Genomic DNA, 21,988 nt, shown 5'->3' with positions numbered 1-21,988 from the left:
GCCCGAATGCCGTCCCCCCATCCGTCTGTAGCGACGTCATCTCTTCCGTCAACGTAGAAATAGCTGGAATGCCGCGCGATTCGTCGCATTTGTTGCGGCTGGATGAACGACGTGCAACCTAGCGGGGCACGATACGTTCCCTCATCAACAGCCGCGGGGTGCGTCCGTCGGCACTGCGTACATGACAAGGTAGACACCCATGGTGACCGACAGAAGCGTGCCGAAACCAGACGTTCGGATCGACCGCATCGCAATCGTGGGCAATCACCCGCCACGGCTGTGCGGCATCGCGACCTTTTCGCGCGACACGGCGCTGGCGATGCGTGCCGCCTTCCCCGATCTGACGGTCGACGTGTATGCGATGAACGATGTCGGGGCGTCGCATGACTATGCCGGGTCGGTCGTCGCCGCCATCGGGCAGGACGATATCGCTGACTATCGCGCTGCCGCCCGCCTGATCGACGAGAGCGGTGCGCAGGTCGTGATGGTGCAGCACGAATATGGTATCTTCGGTGGCCCGGCCGGCGCCAACCTGCTGACGCTGCTCGACCGGGTAAGCGTTCCGGTCATCGTGGTCCTCCATACGGTGCTTGAAACGCCCAACGTCGAACAGCGCGCGGTCATCGAGGCGCTTGCTCGTCGCGCATCCAAGCTGATCGTGATGGCCGAGAAGGGCCGCGATATCCTTGAACGCGTCCATGGGCTGTCGCGCGACGCGATCGCCGTCGTGCCGCACGGCGTTCCCGACCGACCATTTGGGGAAGGGGCCGCGAAGAAGACGCGGTTCGGGTTCGACGGGCGCAAGGTCCTGATGACGTTCGGTCTGCTGTCCCCCAACAAGGGGATCGAGACGATGTTGCGCGCGCTGCCGGCGATCGTGGCGCAGAACCCGTCCGCACTTTACGTCATCCTGGGCGCGACGCATCCGCATCTGGTGGCGCGGGAGGGCGAGGCGTATCGCGACGGACTCCGCGCGCTGGCCGACGAGCTGGGCGTAATCGACAATATTCAGTTCGTGGATGGTTTCCTGGAACAGGAACTGTTGCTCGACTATGTAGAAGCGGCAGACATCTACGTCACGCCCTACCTCAACGAAGCGCAGATCACGTCGGGTACGCTCGCCTATGCGGTGAGCCTCGGCAAGCCGGTCGTGTCGACGCCCTACTGGCATGCCAGCGAACTGCTTTCCGACGGTACGGGTATCCTGGCGGCGTTCGGCGACAGCGACGCCTTTGCGCAGGCGATCAACGCGCTGTTCGCGGACCCCGCCCGGATGCGCACAGTCGCCGAGCGGGCCTATGCCATCGGGCGCGGCATGACGTGGGAAACCGCGGCCCACCGCTACATGGCGATCATGCACGCCGCCGTTGAACGTCAGCCGGTACGGATGGTCAAGCGGCCGGCCGCGGACCTGCCGACGATCGCACCGAACCTGGCCGGGGTGGAACGCATTACCGATGGCTGCGGAATGATCCAGCATTCGATCTTCGCGGTGCCGGACCGCGACCATGGCTATTGCGTCGATGACAATTGCCGCGCGCTGATGCTGATGCACCGGATCGACGGACCGGCGGCCGACCGCGCAGACCAGCTTGCGACTGTCTATGCCTCGTTCGTTCAGCATGCCTGGAACGGCGAAACGGGGCGTTTTCGCAATTTCATGGGATTCGATCGCAGCTGGCTCGAAAGCGTCGGGTCAGAGGATAGTTTCGGCCGTTCGCTCTGGTCGATCGGCGACACGGCGGCGCGGGCACGCAAGGCGGACATGCGACGCTGGGCGTTGCACCTCTTTGATCAGGTGGCACCTTATGCGATGGAACTCGGCAGCCCGCGGACCTGGGCGTTCGCATTGCTGGGTGCCGACGCGATCCTCGACGTCCACCCCAGTCATGCGGTTGCACAGCGACTGGTAAAATATTTCGGGGACAAGCTGGCACGCCGGCTGGCAGATGCGCGACGGGGGGACTGGGTGTGGTTCGAAGCGGTGCTGGGATATGACAATGCCCGTCTGCCCGAAGCGATGATCCGGGCCGGTGCACGCACCGGTAATGCCGGCTGGCTGGCCGATGGGCTTGCAGCGATGACATGGCTGGAAGAGGTCCACACCGGGCCGGACGGGAACTTCCGTGCTGTCGGCACCGAAAGCTTTGGTCGCGAATATCAGGGGCCGTTGCGGTTCGATCAGCAGCCGCTGGAGGCTTGGGCCACGATCGATGCGGCGTTGACCGCCTATCGCGTGACCGGTGCGGAGCCTTGGCGTGACGCCGCTCTCCGCGCCTATCGCTGGTATCTCGGCGCGAACGATGTCGGCATCCCGATCGCATCGATTTCGGACGGTGGCTGCTTTGACGGATTGATGAGTGACCGGGTGAACCTTAATCAGGGAGCCGAATCGGTGCTGGCTTTCCAGTTCGCCTGTTGCGCCATGGCGTCGCTGGCGGTGGAGCCCGCCCAGTCCGCAGACGATCGGACGAGCCAGGCCTCCTAGCTCGTCGGCGTCCGCGTCGTGAAAGGTACGGACGCCAGTGATCGATGTCATACACGCCCCGCTGAAGCTGGCGGCGGATCCGTCCCGCGTCGTTGTCCGGCCATTCCATATTCCGATCGAGGCCGGCAAGGTTGCGGGCCGGCCGGGACGGGTCAGGCGTATCGTCGATGCCGTGCTGGCACTGGACCCGGTCGCGACCGAGGCCGAACTGGATCTCGTGCTGCGCGATTTCGAGGCGCGCCACTGGCAGACGCGCAACGTGTTCGACCTGCGCTACGCGGCAATCGAGCGCGCGCTGAGCCTGGACGGCGCCACGATCCCACATGCCAAGCGCCAGCTGATCGGTGCCTATTTCTGCCACGAATACAGCTATGCGGCCGCCGCGCTGATGAACCCAAGCATCATCCCTCACCCCGACCAGACCGGGCTGAGCGGCGGCGCGATCCGGATCGCCATGTCGCTGCGCGCGGTGGGGGAGGGGCACATCTCCTCGGTCGCGTTCCGCGAAGGCATATTGGGGCCGGGTGCCAATTTCGAACTGATGCCGGAGCCGCCGTTCGCCACTGCGGCCGACACGGCGCGCGAACTCGATCGCGGCGCGGTCGAGGTGCATCGTCACCATGACAGTTCGCTGTCGGGCACGGTGCTGTTCCCGATCACGGAGGCGCAGCGGAACGGCCTCGAGGACCTCCGGCTTGTCCAGTTCACGCATGAGGACGGCGCGGTGGAATGGATCGGGACTTACACCGCCTATTCCGGTTCGACGATCCGGTCCGAACTGCTCCGCACCCAGGATTTCCGCAGCTTCATCTTCCAGCCGATGAGCGGGCCGGCGGCGCGGAACAAGGGCATGGCGCTGTTCCCGCGCAAGGTGGGCGGCGAATATATGATGATCGGTCGGCAGGACGGCGAGAATCTGTACCTCCTCCGGTCGAAGACGATCGACACCTGGGGTGAGGGCGAGTTGTTGCTGACCCCGCATTACCCGTGGGAGATGGTGCAGATCGGCAATTGCGGATCGCCGATCGAACTCGACGAGGGCTGGCTGCTGCTGACCCACGGCGTGGGCGCGATGCGTAAATATTCGATCGGCGCGGTCCTGCTGGACAAGGACGATCCGTCGAAGGTCCTCGGCCGCACGTCGCAGCCGATCCTGTCTCCCAACGAGGACCGCGAGGGCTATGTCCCCAACGTGGTCTACACCTGCGGCGCATTGAAGCAGGACGACATGCTGTTTGTGCCGTACGGCGTGGCCGACAGTTCGGTAGCGTTCGCCTGGGTCTCGATCCCGAACCTGCTCGCGGGGATGCGCGCGGACTGAAGCGCGCTACCGGTTTGCGGGATCGCGACGGACGACAGCTTTGACGAGCGCGATCGTCTCGACCTGCGCGCCGCATTCGCTGGCGGTGTAGCGCGCCATTTCGATCCAGCCGTGATGGCGGTAGAAGGCGAGCGCGTCTCGATTGAAGGCGCGCACTTCGAGCCGGCCTTGATCGTGCGACCGGGCGATCTGATCCTCGCCATGGGCCAGCAGGACGGTTCCGATCCCCGACCGTGCCGCGCGAGGATCGACCTCGATCGATTCAATCGTGTCACCGACGATGTGCAGCACACCGACGATCGATTGGGCGCGGATCGCGACGCTGAACCCCGGCAAATGCGTCTCGACATAGCCGGTGACCGGATCCTGTTCGACGAATAGCCGAACCGCGTCGAACGGCAGTTCCGGTGCCCAAGTCCGCAGCCATGATCGACGCAAGAGATCGATCAAGGCAGGGCGATCGTCGCCGACCGCGGCGCGCAGACCGATCGGCGATGCGATCATGGCGGGTGCTACTCCGCGCCGCCTTTCTCGACCGGGCCCAGCTCGGTCGGATCGTTGGCGACCACCGCGAGCATGGTGGTCCACGCCGCGACATTCTGGCGCAGCTGAATGGGATCGACCTTGTCGAGCGTGTCGTCCGGCGTGTGGTGCAGGTCGAAATAGCGCGTGCCGTCCTGCCGCAGGCTGACGATGGGGATGCCGGTCGCGGCCAGCGGTGTGATGTCCGATCCGCCGGATGCCAGGTTGTCGCCACGCGCGATGCCGAGCGGCGCCAGCGCGGTGGCGATCCGGTCCATGACGGGCAGTGCGCCGGGGGCGACCTTCGTATCGAATTTCCAGACGCGATCGGCGCCGAAATCCGACTCCGCCATCAGGACATGCTTCTCGCCGGCATGCGCCTTGGCATAGGCGATGCCGCCGAACGCGCCGACCTCCTCCGCGCCGAACCACACGACGCGGATCGTGCGGAGCGGCCGGCCGGCGTCCATGACGCGCTTGGCCGCCGCGGTGGTGATCGCGATGCCGGTCGCGTCGTCGATCGCGCCAGTGCCCAGGTCCCAGCTGTCGAGATGGCCGCCCACCACGACGATGCCGGCCTTCGGGTCGCGGCCCGGCACTTCGGCAACGACGTTGCCCGACTGGCGCATCCCCGTCTGGCGCGGGGTCAGAAGCAGTCGCATCCGCACCGGGCGACCGCGCTTCAGGATACGGTCGAGCTGTTCGGCGTCCGGGATGCTGAGTGCCGCCGCCGGGATGGGCGCGGCACCGTCCGCGAACATCTGCACGCCGGTATGCGGGGTCCGGTGGTGGTCCGTGCCGATCGAGCGGATGACGATGGCGGCCGCCCCCTTCTGCGATGCGACCGTCGGCCCCTGACGCCGGACGATGCCGGACGCGCCGTAGCTCGATCCGTCCTGCGTCGGCAGCATCGCGTGGGTCAGGTAGACGATACGCCCGCGCACCGCCGCTGGATCCGCCGCGCGCAACGCCTCGATCGACGGGAAGGCGACGATCTCCGCGTCCAGCCCGGCGGGCGGGGTGGCGCCGCTGTTGCCAAGCGCGGTCAGGCTGAGCTTCTGTGGGAAGGGGCTGAGGATCTCGCCGCGTTCCTCGCCGCGTACCCAGACCGGCATGTCGTACGTCTCGATATGGACGTTGCGGAACCCCAGCGCCTTCAGCCGCGCGACGCCCCAATCGCGGGCGCGGGCCTCCGCATCGGTGCCCGCCAGTCGCTGGCCCACCTCGGTCGTCAGTCCCTCGGTGATGGCATAGGCCACGTCGTCGGTCAGCGCCGCATCCCGCAGCGCTGCAACCTGGCGCAGCGCGGCGACCGGGTCGAGCGACCGGGGCTGCGCGCCGGCGGTTGCGGGAAGGGCGGCGGCGCACAGCAGCGCGATGGGAAACGTCTTCATGGTGCGAATGCCTATCCGCCATGCGCGTGTTTGCCAACGGCGCGGCGACCCCTTACATCGCGACCTGATTTTGCCAGCCATATGTTATCGGAGACCGCGCCAGATGGCCGTTCAATACAGCTATGTGATGAAAGGTCTGACCAAGACCTTCCCCGGCGCGCCGAAGCCGGTGCTCAACAACATCCACCTGCAGTTCCTGCCGGGCACCAAGATCGCCATCATCGGCGTGAACGGCGCGGGCAAGTCGACGCTGATGAAGATCATGGCGGGGTACGACAAGGACTATGTCGGCGAGGCATGGGCCGCCGAGAATTTCCGCGTCGGCTATCTCAGCCAGGAACCGCAGCTGGATCCCGAGAAGGACGTCCGCGGCAATGTGATGGACGGCGTGCGTGCCACCGCCGACCTGGTCGACCGGTTCAACGAGATCAGCAACATCATGGGCGACCCGCCCGAGGATTGCGATTTCGACGCGCTGCTGGCCGAGATGGGCGAGTTGCAGGAGAAGATCGACGCGGTCGACGGCTGGACGCTCGACAACCAGCTGGAGATCGCGATGGAGGCGTTGCGTTGCCCGCCGGGCGATGCGGACGTCACGACGCTGTCCGGGGGTGAGCGGCGTCGCGTCGCGCTGTGCAAGCTGCTGCTGTGGAAGCCGGAAATCCTGCTGCTCGACGAGCCGACCAACCATCTCGATGCGGAGAGCGTCGGCTGGCTGGAGAATCATCTGAAGGAATATGCAGGCAACGTCATCCTGGTGACCCACGATCGCTACTTCCTCGACAATGTCGTCGGCTGGGTGCTGGAGATCGACCGCGGGCGCGGCCTGCCGTTCGAGGGCAACTACTCGGCATGGCTGGAGAACAAGGCCACCCGCATGGCGCAGGAGGACCGCGAGGAGGAGGGCCGCCAGAAGGCGATCCAGCACGAACTCCAGTGGATCCGGCAGAGCCCGAAGGCGCGCCAGACCAAGTCCAAGGCGCGCATCCGCGCGTTCGACGAACTGGTCGAGAAGCAGAATGACCGTCGGCCGGGTGCCGCGCAGATCCTTATCCAGATCCCGCAGCGGCTGGGCGGCAACGTGATCGAGGCCAAAGGCCTGACCAAGAGCTTCGGCGACAAGCTGCTGTTCGAAAATCTCGACTTCAACCTGCCGCCCGGCGGGATCGTCGGTATCATCGGGCCGAACGGCGCCGGCAAGACGACGCTGTTCAAGCTGATCACCGGTCAGGAACAGCCCGACGGCGGCGAGATCAACATCGGGTCCACCGTGAAGCTGGGCTATGTCGACCAGAGCCGCGATCACCTGAACCCAAACAAGAATGTCTGGGAGGAGATTTCGGACGGGCTCGACCGATTCACCTTCGGCAAGCATGACGTGGCGACGCGGGCCTATGTCGGCGCGTTCAACTTCAAGGGCGGCGACCAGCAGAAGAAGGTCGGCCAGCTGTCGGGCGGTGAGCGCAACCGCGTCCACATGGCGAAGATGCTCAAGGAGGGGGGCAACGTCCTGCTGCTCGACGAGCCAACCAACGATCTCGACGTCGAAACGCTGCGCGCGCTGGAGGAGGCGCTCGAGAGCTTTGCCGGCTGCGCGGTGGTCATCAGCCATGACCGCTTCTTCCTCGATCGACTCGCCACGCACATCCTGGCGTTCGAGGGCGACAGCCACGTCGAATGGTTCGAAGGCAATTTCGAATCGTACGAGGAGGACAAGAAGCGCCGACTTGGCGATGCCGCCGACCGTCCGACGCGGCTTGCTTACAAGAAGCTGACCCGCTGATCGTGCGCGCGGGCCGTTCGATCGGTTCGATCAAGCCACAACGTCACCCCGGCGAGAGCCGGGGTTCCGTTACGGTAACGGGCGGCTTCGAGCGCAAGCCGCCCTACGCTGCTCCCTTCCGCCCGATCCGCAACTCGCTCACCACGACACTGCTGACGATCAGCCCGGCGCCGATCAGTCCGAGATCGGTGAACCGCTCGCCCGCAGTCCAGCCGATCAGCCCGGCATAGACCGGTTCGGCAGCGTAGATCAGCGTCGCGCGGGCGGGCGAGACACGCGCCTGTCCCCAGTTCATCGCGACCTGTATCACGGCGCTGGCGATCCCCAGCCCCACCCCGCAGGCCAGCAGCGTCGGCGTGAAGACAGGCAGCTGTTCCCCCGTCGCTGGCATCAGCGCAAAACTGCCCAGCGCCAGGGTCGCCAGTTGGATAAAGGCCGCACGGCGTGGGTTACCGCGGCGCGCGAACCGTCCGATCAACAGGATCTGGAACGAGAAGGCGAGTGCGGACCGGACGCTCAACAGTTCGCCGTGCCCGAGGGTCAGCGTCGCCACGGTCGCCGGCCCGGCCAACAGGATAAGCCCGCCAAATGCCATGGCAATGCCGACCCAGACCATCGTTCGCGGCACGCGGCGAAACAGCAGGAGTTGCAGGAGCGGCACGAACGGAACGTAGAGCGCGGTCAGGAAGGCCGACGTGCTGCTTGGAATAGATTGCAGCCCGGTCGTCTGCAAAGCGTAGCCGGCGATCATCGTGCTGCCGATCAGCACCGACCCGAACAGTTCGGATACCGACAAACCCCGCCATATTCCGGGTGACAGGACTGCGACCAATAGCGCAGCGACGGCGAACCGGACGCCAACGAAGAAGAGTGGTCCGCTGTCGCCAAGGCCGATCTTGGTGATCAGGAAGGTCCCGCCCCACAGGATCGTGATGCCGACGAGCACCAGTTCCGGGAGGAAGCGACGTGGTGCCACATCCTCCCGTTCCGATAGGATCATGCCGGGTTGAACGCTCCGGTTTCCGGATCGCGGACGAGCAGGTCACCTTCGGCAATGCCGAACCACGCGCCGTGTAGCTTCAGCCGCCCGTCATCCAGCCGTTCCTGCACGAAGGGGAAGGTCCGCAGATTGTCGAGGCTCACCCCGACTGCGCGATGCTCCATCTCCCGCACCGCATCGTCGCTGGTGCCCATGTCGGCGATCACGTCGTCGCGCGTCTCGGCCAGCATCGAGATCCAGGAATCGATGAAGGCACCCTTGCCATGTTCCGATCCTTCGAACGTACGGCTCAGCGCTGCCTTGCATCCACCGCAGGACGCGTGGCCCAGCACCAGCACGTCGGTCACTTCAAGCTGCGTCACCGCAAACTCGACCGCGGAGGAAACGCCGTGAAAACCGCCGCCGGTTTCGTAGGGCGGCACCAGCGCCGCGACGTTGCGGACCACGAAGGTCTGGCCGGGCGCGACATCGAAGATCGTCGCCGGATCGACGCGGCTGTCGGAACAGGCAATGATCATGATCTTGGGGCTTTGCCCCTTGGCCAGCGTTTCCCAGCGTTCCAGCTGCGTATCCCAGCCGGTCGCCTTGAAACGGCGATAGCCGTCGATGAGGGGAGTGATTCCATCCATGATATGCTCCTGTCGATGACCGTCGAGGGGTGGCAAACCACCCCATAGGCGCTATCTAACGTCCTATGAACCAGATGGTGCCGAACTCCGCCGACGTTGCAACCCCCGCCCGCGTCCGCAAGCCGGACTGGATCCGGGTCAAGGCGCCAACCGGCGCGGTGGTGGCCGCCACGCGCGCGCTGATGCGCTCGAAAAGCCTGACCACCGTCTGCGAAGAGGCGGCATGCCCTAACATCGGCGAATGCTGGAGCAAGAAGCACGCGACCGTCATGATCCTGGGCGATACCTGCACCCGGGCCTGTGCATTCTGCAACGTGAAGACCGGCATGCCCCGCGCGGTGGACCGGATGGAGCCGCAGAACGTCGCGGACGCCGCAGCGCAGATGGGGCTGCAGCATATCGTGGTGACGTCGGTCGATCGCGACGACCTGCCCGACGGCGGGGCGAGCCAGTTCGTCAAGGTGATCGAGGCGTTGCGGCGCACTACGCCGGGCACGACGATCGAGATCCTGACTCCGGATTTCCGCAACAAGGCGGACAGCGCGATCGAGGCGATCGTCGCGGCGCGGCCTGACGTCTACAACCACAATCTCGAAACCGTGCCGCGGCTCTATCCGACCATTCGGCCCGGCGCGCGCTATTATGCCTCGTTGCGGCTGCTGGAACAGGTGAAGCGGCTCGATCCGTCGATCTTCACCAAGTCCGGCGTGATGGTGGGCCTGGGTGAGGAGCGGCTGGAGATCCATCAGGTGATGGACGACATGCGATCCGCCGGCATCGATTTCCTGACCATGGGGCAGTATCTGCAACCGACGCCGAAGCATGCGAAGGTGGCCGAGTTCGTGCCGCCGGTCACGTTCAACGCCTACGCATCGATCGCGCGGGCCAAGGGCTTCCTGCTCGTCGCGGCTAGCCCGCTGACCCGGTCGAGCTATCACGCCGGCGACGATTTCGCGAAACTGCGCACCGCGCGCGAGGCGCAGCTGGCCCGCCGCTGATGCCCCGACACAGCGAGACGCGGCACCTGCCGTACAGTCCGGAACAGATGTTCGATCTTGTGGCAGATGTCGCGCGATACCGTGAGTTCCTGCCATGGGTTGTAGCGGTGCGTGTCCGGTCGAACAGCGAGACGGAGATGGTGGCCGACCTGGTCGTCGGGTTCAAGGCGTTGCGCGAATCATTCACGTCGCGCGTCACGAAGACCCGGGCCGAGCGGATCAGCGTCGAATATGTCGACGGGCCGCTCGAACATCTGCTGAACGACTGGACGTTCCGGCCGGATGGAAAGGGCGGAACGCTGATCGACTTCAAGGTCGATTTCGCATTCCGGTCGCGAATCTTCGAGGCGATTGCGGGCCAGGTGTTCGAGCGCGCGCTGCGCAAGATGATCGGTGCGTTCGAGGAACGGGCGGCGGCGCTTTACGGGTCGAGCGTGGCACCCGGCATGAGCAGTTCGAGCGCGCACAACGCCGCATGAAGCCGGATGCCGGCGCGGCCATTGTCGGCGAAATGCCGCATGTCCGCGGTGACCTCGTCCGGGTCGCTGTCCCGGTCGGCACGGGCGAACACGACGGTGCCGACCGGCTTCTTCGCGCTCCCGCCGTCCGGACCGGCGATGCCGGTGATCGCGACCGCGACGTCCGCCTTGCTCCGTGCGAGCGCACCACGCGCCATCGCCCATCCGACCGCGATCGAAACCGCACCGAATGTTTCGACGACCTCGCTGCTGATGCCGAGCAGGTCCACCTTCGCGGTATCGCCGTAAGTCACGAACCCCGCCTCGAAAACGGCGGATGATCCGGGGATCTCGGTCAGTGCGGCCGAGACCAGCCCGCCGGTGCAGCTTTCGGCAACCGTGATCCGACGGCCAAGCGCCAGGTTCGCGTCCACGACGCGGCGGGCGGCAGCGACCAGCTCGGCAGGCAACAGGGTATCGGGCATGTCAGCGTGCTCCGGCGGTGGGGCAGATGCGGATACCGGTCCGCGATGCTGTGCCGCGATCCAGCTGGACCAGCGCAACCAGCAGGGAAGCAACGTTCCCGATCGGCAGCGGGCTGATCTGTTCCGCGATTCGGCTGATCGCGGTGCAGTCGCGCGTCGCGACCGCGGTGCCGATCCGGTCGGCGATCAGCTGTTCGACGACTGTGGTGAGCGTCGACGGATCCAGCATGTCGGGGACCGACTGTCCCGACAGTTTCTCGATCACTGCAAGCGCGGCCGCGGGATTGCCGCCACCGTCCCGGCGATAGCGCGCGGCCATCCCGGCCGCACCGCGATTGAGCCAGGCGGATGCGGGCAAGGCCGGGCGGCAGCGCGCGGCGGTCGCCTCGATCGCCGCGGGGAGTGCGTAGGCGACGACCGAACGCGCTTCCGCCTCGGTCAGGCAGTCGGCCGACTGCGCCATCGCCGGAGTGATAGACAGCGTGATCGCAATGGCCGCAAGGGTCGCCGGGCAACTGGAACGCATCTATTCGTCCTCCGGCAGTCGAACGGTCGCCACGGCCTGTGCCGCGATCCCCTCACCACGACCGGTAAAGCCGAGCCGTTCGGTCGTCGTCGCCTTCACGCTAATCCGCCGTTCGGGAAGCTGCAACAGCCGTGCGATGCTGGTGCGGATCGCGGCGCGGTGCGGCCCGACCTTCGGCGCCTCGCAGATGATGGTCACGTCGACATGATCCAGGATGCCGCCGCGCGCCGCCATCAGATCCCGCGCGTGGACCAGGAACCGGTCGGACGATGCGCCGCGCCACTGCGGATCACTGGGTGGAAAATGGTCGCCGATATCGCCGTCGCCGATCGCGCCCAGGATCGCATCGGTAATGGTGTGCAGCACGACGTCGGCGTCGCTGTGCCCCATCAGCCGGAAAGCGTGCGGCACCACGACCCCGCCCAGGATGACATGATCACCGGGCGCGAAGGCATGGACGTCGAACCCGGATCCGACCCGCACCACCATCATTCGCGCGCGGGCATCCGTCAGGTCCCGCTGGTGGGTCAGCTTGTCGAGCGCCGCGTCGCCATCGACGATCGCCACGGGGCCGCCCGCGGCGCGCAGCATCTGCGCATCGTCGGTCGCCTCGACCGCAGCGTCCCAGGCGGCATGGGCCGCGACGATCGCGGCGGTCCGGAACGCCTGCGGCGTCTGGACGCGCACCAGGCCGGCGCGGGGCACGACATCGCCCAGCGCGTCGCCGCCCATCGCGAGCGTATCGGCAACCGGCAGGACCGGTACCGCGCCGTCCGCCGTATCCAGCGCTGTTAGCAGCCGGTCGATAACCGCCGCCGGCACGACCGGCCGGGCCGCATCGTGAATCAGCACGCGATCCCCGCCGATCGCCGCCAGCCCAGCCGCGACGGACGCCCGCCGGGTTGCGCCGCCGATGACGGGCGGGGGCAGGGGGCGGTCACCGATCGCGTCCTCATAGACGGCCTGCTGTCCGTCCCCGATCACGACCTGCACCGCATCGATGCCGGGATGGCTCAGGAACGCGTCGATGGCGTGCGCCAGGACGGTCCGGCCGCCGAGCATGGCATATTGTTTGGGGCCGTCACCGCCCATCCGGATGCCCGATCCGGCGGCGACGATCAGGGCGACGGTACGCATGTGATCCATGGCGCGTGCCTAGCGGAGGCGGGAGCCGCCCGCCAGCGGGTTATCCATCTGGCGCACTGCCTCATTTTCGGGCATATCGCTGAGATGCCTGCGATGTTGTCCCCGATCGACATCGGTCCCGTGCGGATCGAGAACCCCGTCATCCTCGCCCCCATGACGGGCGTCACCGACCTGCCGTTCCGGCGGATCGTGCGGCGCTACGGATCGGGCCTAAACGTCACGGAAATGATCGCCAGCCAAGCGATGATCCGTGAGACGCGCCAGTCGCTGCAGAAGGCGGCGTGGAACCCGGTGGAAGAGCCGGTGTCGATGCAGCTGGCGGGCTGCACCGCGCGCGAAATGGCGGAGGCGGCCAAGCTGAACCAGGATCGCGGTGCAGCAATCATCGACATCAACATGGGTTGCCCGGTCCGCAAGATCGTCAACGGCGATGCGGGCTCCGCGCTGATGCGCGACCTGGTCAATGCGGCGGCGATCATTGACGCGACGGTGAAGGCGGTCGACGTGCCGGTAACGCTGAAGATGCGAATGGGGTGGGACCATGACAGCCTGAACGCGCCCGAACTGGCGCGCATCGCGGAGGACCTGGGCGTGAAAATGGTGACCGTCCACGGTCGCACGCGCAATCAGATGTACAAGGGCACCGCCGACTGGAAGTTCATACGGCGGGTGAAGGACGCGGTGTCGATCCCGGTGATCGCCAATGGCGACATCAACAGCATCGACGACGCCATCGCCGCGCTGGAACAGTCCGGCGCGGACGGGGTGATGATCGGGCGCGGGGCCTATGGACGGCCCTGGCTGCTGTCGCAGGTCATGCGGTATCTGGCCACCGGCGAACGGCGCGCCGACCCGTCCATCGCGGAACAATATGCCATGATCGTCGGGCATTATCATGCGATGCTCGATCATTATGGCACCGAGATCGGCGTGAACATGGCGCGCAAGCATATCGGTTGGTACACCAAGGGGCTGGACGGATCCGCCGAGTTCCGCAACCGCGCGAACCAGCAGCCCGATCCGAAGATCGTGCTCGCCATGCTCGAACGGTTCTACGAACCCTGGCTTTGCCGCGCGGCGGCGTGACCGGGCCGCCGACCGGTGCCGCCCTGTTCGCCGCCGGACCGACGCCCAGCCTGGCGATCGACGGGGACGATCGGGTCCGGGAAGCCAACCCGGCCTGCGAGACGCTGTTCAACCTGTCGCGCCATATCCTGGTCGGTCGTCGGATCGACGACCTGATCGGCCCCGGCCCGACCGGTGCGCCGGTCGCGGCGCCTTATGCCGCGTATGACCAGGTTTTGACCTTGCCCGGCGGGCGGCGGGTGGTGGCCGACGTCATGGCCGCGCCACTGGCGATCGAGGCGGGCTGGCGCGTGCTGACGCTTCATCCGCGCAGTCCCGGACCGATCGGCGGGCGACGCGATGGCGGACAACGCAGCGCGACGGCAGCGGCTGCGATGCTGGCGCACGAGATCAAGAACCCGTTGTCCGCCATTCGCGGGGCGGCGCAGTTGCTCGACCGCGCGGATGACGAGACCGCGCCGCTGACCCGGCTGATCCGTGACGAGGTCGACCGCATCGCACGGTTGATCGATCGGATGGAAGGCTTCACCGACTCCCGACCGCTGGTCCGTACGCCGCAGAACATCCATGCCATTCTGGCGCATGCCCGCGACGTGGCGGTGCAGGGGTTCGCCGGAAACGTCACGATACGCGAATCCTACGATCCGTCGCTGCCCCCGGTGCTGGGCGACCGCGACGCGCTGGTCCAGATATTCGTGAACCTCATCAAGAACGCGGTCGAGGCGGTCGACGCGCAGTCGGGTGAGATCGTGCTGCGGACCGGATACCGGTCGGGCCTGACGAAGCGTATCCATGCCGACGCACCGCTTGCCCTGCCCATCGAGGTCTGCGTGATCGACGATGGACCCGGCGCGCCGGATGATATCGCCGACCACCTGTTCGAACCGTTCGTCACGTCCAAACGCAGCGGCAGCGGCCTCGGGCTGGCCCTGGTCGACAAGCTGATCGGCGATCATGGCGCGGTCGTGGAATATAGGCGCGAAGGCAATCCGGTGCGGACGGTCGTGCGGCTGCTGCTGCCGCGGGTCGGGGGGCGCGCATGACCGGGCGCATCCTGGTGGTCGACGACGACGCCGCGATCCGCACCGTCGTGCGCGAGGCGCTGCACCGCGCCGGCCATGTCGTCGAACTCGCCGCGACCTTGGCCGCGGCACGCACGCGCATTCCGGCGTTCGCGCCGGACGTGCTGGTGACCGACGTCATTCTGCCGGACGGCAATGGCCTCGACATGCTCGCCGGCCTAATCGCGCTGCGTCCCGGCATGCCGGCCATCGTGATGTCCGCGCAGAATACGCTGACCACCGCGGTCCGCGCGACCGAAGAAGGTGCCTTCGATTATCTGCCCAAGCCCTTCGATCTGGGCGAATTATGCCGATCGGTCGATGCGGCGTTGGCGATCGGCCGACGCGAACCGGCGGGGCCGGAGGGCGACGCGGTCACCGATGGCCTGCCGCTGATCGGCCGATCGCCGGCGATGCAGGATGTGTACCGCACCATCGCCCGCGTCGTCGCCAACGACCTGACGGTGCTGGTGCTGGGCGAAAGCGGCACCGGCAAGGAACTGGTCGCGCAGGCGATCCACGATCTGGGGCCACGCGCCGCCCGGCCGTTCGTGGCGATCAACATGGCGGCAATCCCGCGCGACCTGATCGAAAGCGAGTTGTTCGGGCATGAGCGCGGCGCGTTCACCGGCGCTGCACAGCGTAGCATCGGCCGGTTCGAACAGGCGCAGGGCGGCACGCTGTTCCTGGACGAGATCGGCGACATGCCGATCGACGCACAGACCCGGTTGCTTCGCGTGTTGCAGGCCGGCGCGTTCACGACCGTCGGCGGCACGCGGCAGATTGTGGCGGACGTCCGCGTGATCGCGGCGACCCACAAGGACCTGACTGCCCTCATTGCGGACGGGCGGTTCCGCGAGGACCTCTATTACCGCCTGAACGTCGTCCCAGTTCGCTTGCCACCGCTTCGTCAGCGTGGAGCTGATATCATTGACCTTGCACGGCATTTTCTCGACCGAGCGGCAGTGGAAGGGCTGCCGCGCAAGCGGCTGAGCAACGAGGCCTGTGCACGCCTGCTGCTGCACGACTGGCCCGGCAATGTCCGCGAACTGGAAAATGTCATGCGCCGGACCGCGGTGCTGGCGCGCGCCGACGTCATCGACGCCGCGCTGCTGGACGCGGAACTGGGCGGTGATACCCGACAAATGGAACGGGCGGCGGACGGCGACGGCGCGTTGGCGGATGTCGTCGATCAGTGGATGGCCGGGTGGTTCCGGAACGGCGCGGCAGCGATTCCGGACGGACTGTACGATCGCCTGCTCCCGGCGTTCGAGGGGCCGTTGCTGCGGCATGTGCTGGTGGCCGCGCGCGGGAACCAGCTGCGCGCCGCCCGGATGCTCGGCATCAATCGCAACACGTTGCGCAAGAAGCTGGTTTCGCTCGGCATCGAGGCGGCGGACCTGCGGCGGACCGAAGGCACGCCGGACGGGTGATCGCGCGGTAGCGGGCAGGGGTGTGGCCAAGACGCAACAACCTGATATGCTATGAGTCGATGACGGCATCTCCCATCCGCAAATTGCGACGCGCGCCGCGCTGGCGGCGGCTGGTCACCCTGATCCGTCAGCGGCGACTTCTTCGTCTGGTCGAAATCCTCGTCATGGTCGCGGTCGTCGGCATCGCGGCGGCGAGTTATTTTGCGGTCCTGCGCGGCGGTACAGCGGACCGGCTGCTGACGCCGCCGACCGTGGCGCTCCTGCTCGTGGCCAATCTGGTGCCGATCATCTCGCTCATGGTGCTAATGGCGCGGCGCGTCGCGATGCGGCGGGCGGCGTCGTCACCGATCGGCGGGGGCGGGCGGTTGCATGTCCGGCTGGTCGCGCTGTTCTCGGTCGTGGCCAGCGTGCCGACCCTGCTGGTGGTGATCTTCGCGTCGCTGCTGTTTCAATATGGCGTGCAGTTCTGGTTCTCCAACCGCGCCCGCGCAGTGCTGGAGAACAGCGACAAGGTGGCACAGGCCTATATCAGCGAGAACAGCAAGCGGCTGGCGGACGATATCGTCGCGTCGCGCACCGATTTCCGGCTGGCCGCCAGCCAGGTGCCGTTGCAGGACCAGCGGATGCAGTTCTTCGTGGCCGAACAGATCGCCTATCGCCAGTTCGGCGAGGCCGCGCTGATCCAGGTCGGCGGGGACGGCGTGCCGCGCATGCTGATCGGTTCGCTGGACCAGCGGCCGCTGGAAAAGCGGTTGCCCGCATCCGCACTCGCCACGTTGCGCAACGGCGCGCCGCTGACGTCTTTCTCGTCCGGGGACCGGGTGGAGGGAACAATCGCGTTCGATCCCGCCAGCCGGACCTATCTCTACGCCTCGCGCTCGGTCAAACCGCTGGTTCTCCAGCAATTTTCGCGCGGACGAGAGGCCTTGACCGAATATAACGCGCTGCTCGACCGGTCGAAGTCGTTGCAGCTTCGGTTCAATGCCGCACTGCTGCTCGTTTCGCTGCTGATCGTCGGCGGGTCGATCTGGGTCGCGCTGGCGGTGGCGGACCGGTTCGTGCGGCCGGTGGGCGAACTGGTCGGCGCGGCGCGGCGCGTGGCGGGCGGCGATCTTTCGGTACGTGTCAAGATGCGGCGCGGCCAGGACGAGGTCGGCACTCTGGCGCTGGCATTCAACCGCATGACCCGCCGCCTGTCGGAACAGACCGGGGCGCTGGTCGCCGCGAACGAGCAGGCCGAAAGCCGGCGTGCGCTGATCGAGGCGGTGCTGTCCGGCGTGACGGCGGGCGTCGTGTCGGTCGGGGCGGACGGTCTGATCCGGATCGTCAATTCGACCGCGGCGGACCTGCTGAAGATCGGCGGACGCAGCCCCGTCGGGCGGCCGCTTGGCGCGGTGTCGCCGGAACTTGAGTCGTTCCGGGCATCCGGCGATCGCCAGGCGGTCGTGAAGATGGCGAGTGGCGGCGACATGCGTACGCTTGCGGTCAAGCGCGTCCGCACGGCGGAGGACGACGTGCTGACGTTCGACGATATCACGCAGCAGCTGCTCGATCAGCGGCGTGCGGCGTGGGCCGATGTAGCACGGCGGATCGCGCACGAGATCAAGAACCCGCTCACCCCGATCCAGCTGGCCGCCGAACGGCTGCAACGCCGCTATGGCCGTGAGATCCAGTCGGACCCTGCGACGTTCGAACGGCTGACCCAGACGATCGTGCGGCAGGTGGGCGACCTGCGCCGGATGGTCGACGAATTCAGTTCGTTCGCGCGCATGCCCAAGCCTGTGTTCCGCGACGAAGAGATCGCCGAGATCGCGCGGCAGGCGATGTTCCTGCACGAGGTCGCGCATCCATCGATCCAGTTCGTGGTCGATGCGGCCGATCCGTCGCCGCATCTGGTCTGCGACCGGCGGCAGCTGGGGCAGGCGCTGACCAACGTCGTCAAGAACGCAGCGGAAGCGATCGAGGCGCGGCCAGCCGGCGCACCGCAGGGCGAGATCCGGCTGGTCGTCCACCCCATGCCGGCAGACGGCACGCAGCGGCTGGTGATCGACCTGATCGACAATGGGATCGGCCTGCCGCCGGAACGGGAACGGATCACCGAACCTTATATGACGACACGCGCCCGTGGCACCGGTCTTGGTCTGGCGATCGTCAAGAAGATCGTCGAAGAACATCACGGCACGATCGGGTTCGAGGATCGTCCAGGCGGTGGAACCGTTGTAAGACTGAGTTTCGACGCGGCTACGCTGGTCCCCATGGCCAGCATGGACGATGACGACGAAGATGGCGACGGAGGACATCAAATCCGTGTCCCCGAACTTACTCGAACGAAGGCCGATTGATCGATGGCGTTGGACGTATTGGTAGTCGACGACGAACAGGACATCCGCGAACTCGTGGCCGGCGTGCTGGAGGACGAGGGCTATCAGACACGCGTGGCGGCCAACAGCGACGCCTGCCTGGCGGCGCTGGACGAACGGCGCCCATCGCTGGTGCTGCTCGACGTCTGGCTGAAGGATTCGAAGCTCGACGGGCTGGACCTGCTCGACGAGATCAAGCGGCGTGATCCGTCACTGCCGGTGCTGGTCATTTCGGGCCACGGCAATATCGACACCGCGGTCTCCGCGGTCCGCCGCGGCGCCGCCGACTTCATCGAGAAGCCGTTCGAGGCGGAAAAGCTGCTGCTACTGGTCGCCCGCGCGACGGAGACCGACCGGCTGCGACGGGAGAATGCGTCGCTTCGCGCCCAGATCGGCCAGGAGGAGGAGCTGACCGGCAGTTCGGTCAGTATCAACGCCGTTCGCGCGACACTGAAGCGTGTGGCCAGCACCGGCAGCCGGGTCCTGATTACCGGCGGGGCAGGGGTCGGCAAGGAAGTGGCCGCCCGGCTGCTCCATATGTGGAGCACACGCGATGCCGCGCCCTTCATCGTGGTGTCGGCGGCCCGGATGACGCCGGAGCGCGTCGAGGAGGAATTGTTCGGCATCGAGGACGGCAGCGGTGCGATCCGCCCCGGTCTGTTCGAACAGGCGCATGGCGGCACCCTGTTCCTGGACGAGATCGCCGACATGCCGCTGACCGCGCAGGCCAAGATCCTGCGCGTCCTGACCGACCAGAGCTTCGCCCGCGTGGGCGGACGCCGTGTGGTGAAGGTCGATGTGCGGGTCGTGTCGGCCACCGCGCGCACCCTGCCGGCCGAGATCGAGGCGGGTCGGTTCCGCGAGGACCTCTATTACCGGCTCAATGTCGTGCCCGTCCATCTGCCGTCGCTGACCGACCGGCGCGAGGACATTCCGGCGCTGGTCGATCATTTCGTCGCGCGCTACGCCACCGAGCGGCGGGTCGCCACGCCGAAGGTTTCCGACGAGGCCTACGCGGCGCTGCAATCCTATGATTGGCCGGGCAATGTCCGCCAGTTGCGCAACATCGTGGAACGGACGATCATCATGGCGCCCGGCGATCGGATCGGTCGGGTCGACGTCGACATGCTGCCGCCCGAGGTCATGTCGGACCAGGAGAAGTTCGCCCCGACCAGCGCCTCCAAGTCGATCATGGGTACGCCGCTGCGGGAGGCACGCGAGACGTTCGAACGCGAATATCTGCGGGTCCAGATCCGGCGCTTTTCGGGCAATATCTCGCGCACGGCGACATTCATCGGCATGGAACGATCCGCTCTCCACCGGAAGCTGAAGACGCTCGGGCTGGCAGATGCGAAGGAGGAAGGCGGCGATTGACTGCCGACGGGGCGTTTACGGAACGGTTCGCACGTCCTACATCGGGCATGGCCGGGACGTGGTGTTCCGGCTTACCGACGCCCTTCAGGGTGCCCCCGCGGACTTACGGTCCGCCAAGACCGGAGACCGGCACCATGGCCGAAAAGGTCAACAATCTTCAGGACATCTTCCTAAACACCTTGCGCAAGACCAAGACACCGGTGACGATGTTCTTAGTCAAGGGTGTGAAGCTGCAAGGCATCATCACCTGGTTCGATAATTTTTCCGTTCTGTTGCGCCGCGACGGGCAGTCGCAGCTTATCTACAAGCACGCCATTTCCACCGTGATGCCGGCCCAGCCGGTCGACCTGAGCGATGTCGACGCGTCTTTCGAAGAGCGCAAGGCGACATTGCTGCAGGAGATCTTCCTGTCGGCCGTGCGCAAGCAGCGTGAGCCGGTCACGATGTTCCTGGTAAACGGCGTCATGCTGCAAGGCGAAATTGCGGCCTATGACCTGTTCTGCATGATGTTGCGGCGCGACGGTCAGTCGCAGCTTGTTTACAAGCATGCGATATCAACGGTGCAGCCGGCAAACCCGATCTATCTGGGCGGCGTGGACGACAATGCGGAGGATGCGGATTGAGCGTCTTCAACCGCGCCGATGCGGATGGCGTGACACGGGGGGCGCGCGCGATCGTCGCCCTGCCGGAGCGAGGCGAGAACGCGCGGACGACGGAAGCCAGGCTCGCCGAGGCGGCAGGTCTGGCCGCGGCGATCGGGATCGAGGTCATCGACCGGATCGCGATCAAGCTGCGTGAACCGAAGGCGGCTACGTTGTTCGGGTCGGGACAAGTCGAAAATCTGGCGACCGCAGCGCGGATCGCGGAGGCCGAACTGGTCATCGTAGATGCCGCACTTTCGCCGATCCAGCAGCGCAATCTGGAGAAGGGCCTGTCCGCGAAGGTCATCGACCGGACGGGCCTGATTTTGGAGATCTTCGGTGAACGTGCCGCGACCGCCGAGGGACGGTTGCAGGTCGAACTCGCGCATCTCGACTATCAGGCCGGGCGGCTTGTCCGTAGCTGGACCCATCTGGAGCGGCAACGCGGCGGTTTCGGCTTTCTGGGCGGCCCCGGCGAGACGCAGATCGAGGCGGATCGTCGCCTCATCCGCGATCGGATCGCGAAGTTGAAGCGCGAGCTGGAACAGGTGGCGCGTACGCGTACGCTCCACCGCTCCCGGCGGCAGAAGGCGCCGTGGCCTACGATTGCGCTGGTCGGCTATACCAACGCGGGCAAATCGACGCTTTTCAACCGGATGACCGGTGCAGCAGTGATGGCGGAGGACCTGCTGTTCGCGACGCTCGATCCCACGATGCGGCAGATCGCGCTGCCTGGGATCGACAAGGCCATCCTGTCCGACACGGTAGGTTTCGTCTCCGACCTGCCGACGCAGCTGGTCGCAGCGTTCCGGGCTACGCTGGAGGAAGTGATCGCCGCCGATCTCATCCTGCATGTCCGCGACATGTCGCATCCTGACAGCGCGGCACAGGCGGCAGACGTCCTGACCGTGCTGCGCGACATCGGGGTAACGGGGGAGGAGGGGGCTCCGATCTTCGAAGTCTGGAACAAGTTCGACTTACTCGAGCCTGCGCTGGTCGAGCATGCGACGAACGAGGCGGCGCTACGCGACGATGTGGCGATCGTTTCGGCACTGACGGGCGAAGGCGTTGCCGAGTTGCGCGACGCCGTGTCGGCGCGGCTGACGCAGGGTGCGCGGTTGCGGCACGTCGATCTCGATGCGGGCGACGGCGCGGATCTGGCTTGGCTGCACGCGCATGGCGATGTCGTATCGAGCGATCCGGATGGCGACCGGATGCTGGTCGACGTGCGGATGACGGAAATGGAATGGGACCGGTTCCAGGCGCGACGCCACGTCTGAACC

The 21,988-nt window shown here is 66.4% G+C and carries 19 protein-coding genes; 12 read left to right on the top strand and 7 right to left on the bottom strand.

Going from position 1 to position 21,988, the window contains the following annotated elements:
* The first annotated feature begins 199 nt into the window (after positions 1–199).
* Positions 200–2,488 carry a glycosyltransferase family 4 protein gene (locus BKY59_RS05860; RefSeq protein ID WP_076069416.1) on the top strand — a complete coding sequence of 763 codons (2,289 nt, stop codon included), beginning with the start codon at positions 200–202 and terminating at the stop codon, positions 2,486–2,488.
* A 37-nt stretch (positions 2,489–2,525) separates the two neighbouring features.
* Positions 2,526–3,809, top strand: coding sequence for a glycoside hydrolase family 130 protein (locus tag BKY59_RS05855; protein ID WP_206362018.1), 1,284 nt, complete (start codon positions 2,526–2,528; stop codon positions 3,807–3,809).
* Between the two features lie 6 nt (positions 3,810–3,815).
* Here BKY59_RS05855 and BKY59_RS05850 read toward each other — a convergent pair whose 3' ends face one another.
* Complete coding sequence (locus tag BKY59_RS05850) at positions 3,816–4,313, bottom strand: GNAT family N-acetyltransferase (RefSeq protein ID WP_076069415.1); 498 nt, start codon at positions 4,311–4,313, stop codon at positions 3,816–3,818.
* Positions 4,314–4,321: 8 nt separating this feature from the next.
* Entirely contained in the window at positions 4,322–5,725 is a 1,404-nt protein-coding gene (locus tag BKY59_RS05845) for a M28 family peptidase (protein ID WP_076069412.1), read from the bottom strand.
* Between the two features lie 103 nt (positions 5,726–5,828).
* Between BKY59_RS05845 and ettA the strand changes: the two genes are divergently transcribed.
* A complete protein-coding gene (gene ettA, locus BKY59_RS05840; RefSeq protein ID WP_076069409.1) occupies positions 5,829–7,508 on the top strand; it encodes an energy-dependent translational throttle protein EttA in 1,680 nt (559 codons plus the stop codon).
* Positions 7,509–7,611: 103 nt separating this feature from the next.
* Here the strand turns inward: ettA and BKY59_RS05835 are convergent, their stop codons facing one another.
* Together BKY59_RS05835 and BKY59_RS05830 are read right to left on the bottom strand one after the other, a co-directional pair.
* Complete coding sequence (locus BKY59_RS05835; RefSeq protein ID WP_240499973.1) at positions 7,612–8,484, bottom strand: DMT family transporter; 873 nt, start codon at positions 8,482–8,484, stop codon at positions 7,612–7,614.
* Between the two features lie 20 nt (positions 8,485–8,504).
* Positions 8,505–9,137 (bottom strand): carbonic anhydrase, encoded by a 633-nt coding sequence (locus BKY59_RS05830; protein ID WP_076069406.1) that lies wholly within the window; start codon positions 9,135–9,137, stop codon positions 8,505–8,507.
* 65 nt (positions 9,138–9,202) lie between these two features.
* On the opposite strand from BKY59_RS05830, the gene lipA reads away from it, so the two are divergent.
* Entirely contained in the window at positions 9,203–10,135 is a 933-nt protein-coding gene (lipA, locus tag BKY59_RS05825; protein ID WP_206362017.1) for a lipoyl synthase, read from the top strand.
* Positions 10,135–10,614, top strand: a complete 480-nt coding sequence (locus tag BKY59_RS05820) for a type II toxin-antitoxin system RatA family toxin (RefSeq protein WP_076069404.1) — start codon at positions 10,135–10,137, stop codon at positions 10,612–10,614. The genes lipA and BKY59_RS05820 overlap by 1 nt, the downstream gene beginning before the upstream one ends.
* On the opposite strand, the gene BKY59_RS05815 is transcribed toward BKY59_RS05820, so the two are convergent.
* The 3 genes from BKY59_RS05815 to BKY59_RS05805 are packed head-to-tail and all read right to left on the bottom strand — an operon-like array spanning position 10,557 to position 12,741.
* The gene (locus tag BKY59_RS05815; protein ID WP_076069403.1) at positions 10,557–11,078 is read right to left on the bottom strand and encodes a CinA family protein; all 522 of its coding nucleotides are present in this window, start codon (positions 11,076–11,078) and stop codon (positions 10,557–10,559) included. The genes BKY59_RS05820 and BKY59_RS05815 overlap by 58 nt on opposite strands.
* Before the next feature lies 1 nt (position 11,079).
* Complete coding sequence (locus BKY59_RS05810; RefSeq protein WP_129586213.1) at positions 11,080–11,604, bottom strand: hypothetical protein; 525 nt, start codon at positions 11,602–11,604, stop codon at positions 11,080–11,082.
* Positions 11,605–12,741, bottom strand: a complete 1,137-nt coding sequence (locus tag BKY59_RS05805) for a bifunctional 2-C-methyl-D-erythritol 4-phosphate cytidylyltransferase/2-C-methyl-D-erythritol 2,4-cyclodiphosphate synthase (protein ID WP_420822077.1) — start codon at positions 12,739–12,741, stop codon at positions 11,605–11,607.
* A 93-nt stretch (positions 12,742–12,834) separates the two neighbouring features.
* On the opposite strand from BKY59_RS05805, the gene dusB reads away from it, so the two are divergent.
* Genes dusB through hflX form a run of 7 tightly spaced genes read left to right on the top strand, consistent with a single transcriptional unit; the run spans position 12,835 to position 21,985 of the window.
* Positions 12,835–13,836 carry a tRNA dihydrouridine synthase DusB gene (gene dusB, locus BKY59_RS05800; protein WP_076069398.1) on the top strand — a complete coding sequence of 334 codons (1,002 nt, stop codon included), beginning with the start codon at positions 12,835–12,837 and terminating at the stop codon, positions 13,834–13,836.
* Positions 13,833–14,879 carry a two-component system sensor histidine kinase NtrB gene (locus BKY59_RS05795; RefSeq protein ID WP_240499972.1) on the top strand — a complete coding sequence of 349 codons (1,047 nt, stop codon included), beginning with the start codon at positions 13,833–13,835 and terminating at the stop codon, positions 14,877–14,879. The genes dusB and BKY59_RS05795 overlap by 4 nt, the downstream gene beginning before the upstream one ends.
* Entirely contained in the window at positions 14,876–16,330 is a 1,455-nt protein-coding gene (ntrC, locus tag BKY59_RS05790; protein ID WP_076069396.1) for a nitrogen regulation protein NR(I), read from the top strand. The genes BKY59_RS05795 and ntrC overlap by 4 nt, the downstream gene beginning before the upstream one ends.
* 59 nt (positions 16,331–16,389) lie before the next feature.
* Positions 16,390–18,672, top strand: a complete 2,283-nt coding sequence (locus BKY59_RS05785) for a sensor histidine kinase (RefSeq protein ID WP_083671899.1) — start codon at positions 16,390–16,392, stop codon at positions 18,670–18,672.
* Positions 18,673–18,675: 3 nt separating this feature from the next.
* Positions 18,676–20,064, top strand: a complete 1,389-nt coding sequence (ntrX, locus tag BKY59_RS05780) for a nitrogen assimilation response regulator NtrX (protein WP_076069395.1) — start codon at positions 18,676–18,678, stop codon at positions 20,062–20,064.
* Between the two features lie 47 nt (positions 20,065–20,111).
* Positions 20,112–20,687, top strand: coding sequence for an RNA chaperone Hfq (hfq, locus tag BKY59_RS05775; RefSeq protein ID WP_083671898.1), 576 nt, complete (start codon positions 20,112–20,114; stop codon positions 20,685–20,687).
* Entirely contained in the window at positions 20,684–21,985 is a 1,302-nt protein-coding gene (hflX, locus tag BKY59_RS05770) for a GTPase HflX (protein ID WP_076069389.1), read from the top strand. Before hfq ends, hflX begins: the two co-directional genes overlap by 4 nt.
* Positions 21,986–21,988: the final 3 nt, after the last annotated feature.

It is taken from the genome of Sphingomonas montana (assembly GCF_001956315.1).
GTDB lineage: Bacteria > Pseudomonadota > Alphaproteobacteria > Sphingomonadales > Sphingomonadaceae > Sphingomonas_R > Sphingomonas_R montana.
The sequence above is the reverse complement of the archived record's forward strand: the minus strand, read 5'-3'. Positions and strand labels throughout refer to the sequence as shown.

Bases quoted from the DNA above. Each gene is read 5' to 3' on its own strand.
- BKY59_RS05860 (WP_076069416.1), top strand. From the start codon at position 200: ATGGTGACCGACAGAAGCGTGCCGAAACCAGACGTTCGGATCGACCGC.
- BKY59_RS05850 (WP_076069415.1), bottom strand. From the start codon at position 4,313: ATGATCGCATCGCCGATCGGTCTGCGCGCCGCGGTCGGCGACGATCGC.
- BKY59_RS05845 (WP_076069412.1), bottom strand. From the start codon at position 5,725: ATGAAGACGTTTCCCATCGCGCTGCTGTGCGCCGCCGCCCTTCCCGCA.
- ettA (WP_076069409.1), top strand. From the start codon at position 5,829: ATGGCCGTTCAATACAGCTATGTGATGAAAGGTCTGACCAAGACCTTC.
- BKY59_RS05830 (WP_076069406.1), bottom strand. From the start codon at position 9,137: ATGGATGGAATCACTCCCCTCATCGACGGCTATCGCCGTTTCAAGGCG.
- lipA (WP_206362017.1), top strand. From the start codon at position 9,203: ATGAACCAGATGGTGCCGAACTCCGCCGACGTTGCAACCCCCGCCCGC.
- BKY59_RS05820 (WP_076069404.1), top strand. From the start codon at position 10,135: ATGCCCCGACACAGCGAGACGCGGCACCTGCCGTACAGTCCGGAACAG.
- BKY59_RS05815 (WP_076069403.1), bottom strand. From the start codon at position 11,078: ATGCCCGATACCCTGTTGCCTGCCGAGCTGGTCGCTGCCGCCCGCCGC.
- BKY59_RS05810 (WP_129586213.1), bottom strand. From the start codon at position 11,604: ATGCGTTCCAGTTGCCCGGCGACCCTTGCGGCCATTGCGATCACGCTG.
- BKY59_RS05805 (WP_420822077.1), bottom strand. From the start codon at position 12,741: ATGCGTACCGTCGCCCTGATCGTCGCCGCCGGATCGGGCATCCGGATG.
- dusB (WP_076069398.1), top strand. From the start codon at position 12,835: ATGCCTGCGATGTTGTCCCCGATCGACATCGGTCCCGTGCGGATCGAG.
- ntrC (WP_076069396.1), top strand. From the start codon at position 14,876: ATGACCGGGCGCATCCTGGTGGTCGACGACGACGCCGCGATCCGCACC.
- BKY59_RS05785 (WP_083671899.1), top strand. From the start codon at position 16,390: ATGACGGCATCTCCCATCCGCAAATTGCGACGCGCGCCGCGCTGGCGG.
- ntrX (WP_076069395.1), top strand. From the start codon at position 18,676: ATGGCGTTGGACGTATTGGTAGTCGACGACGAACAGGACATCCGCGAA.
- hfq (WP_083671898.1), top strand. From the start codon at position 20,112: ATGGCCGGGACGTGGTGTTCCGGCTTACCGACGCCCTTCAGGGTGCCC.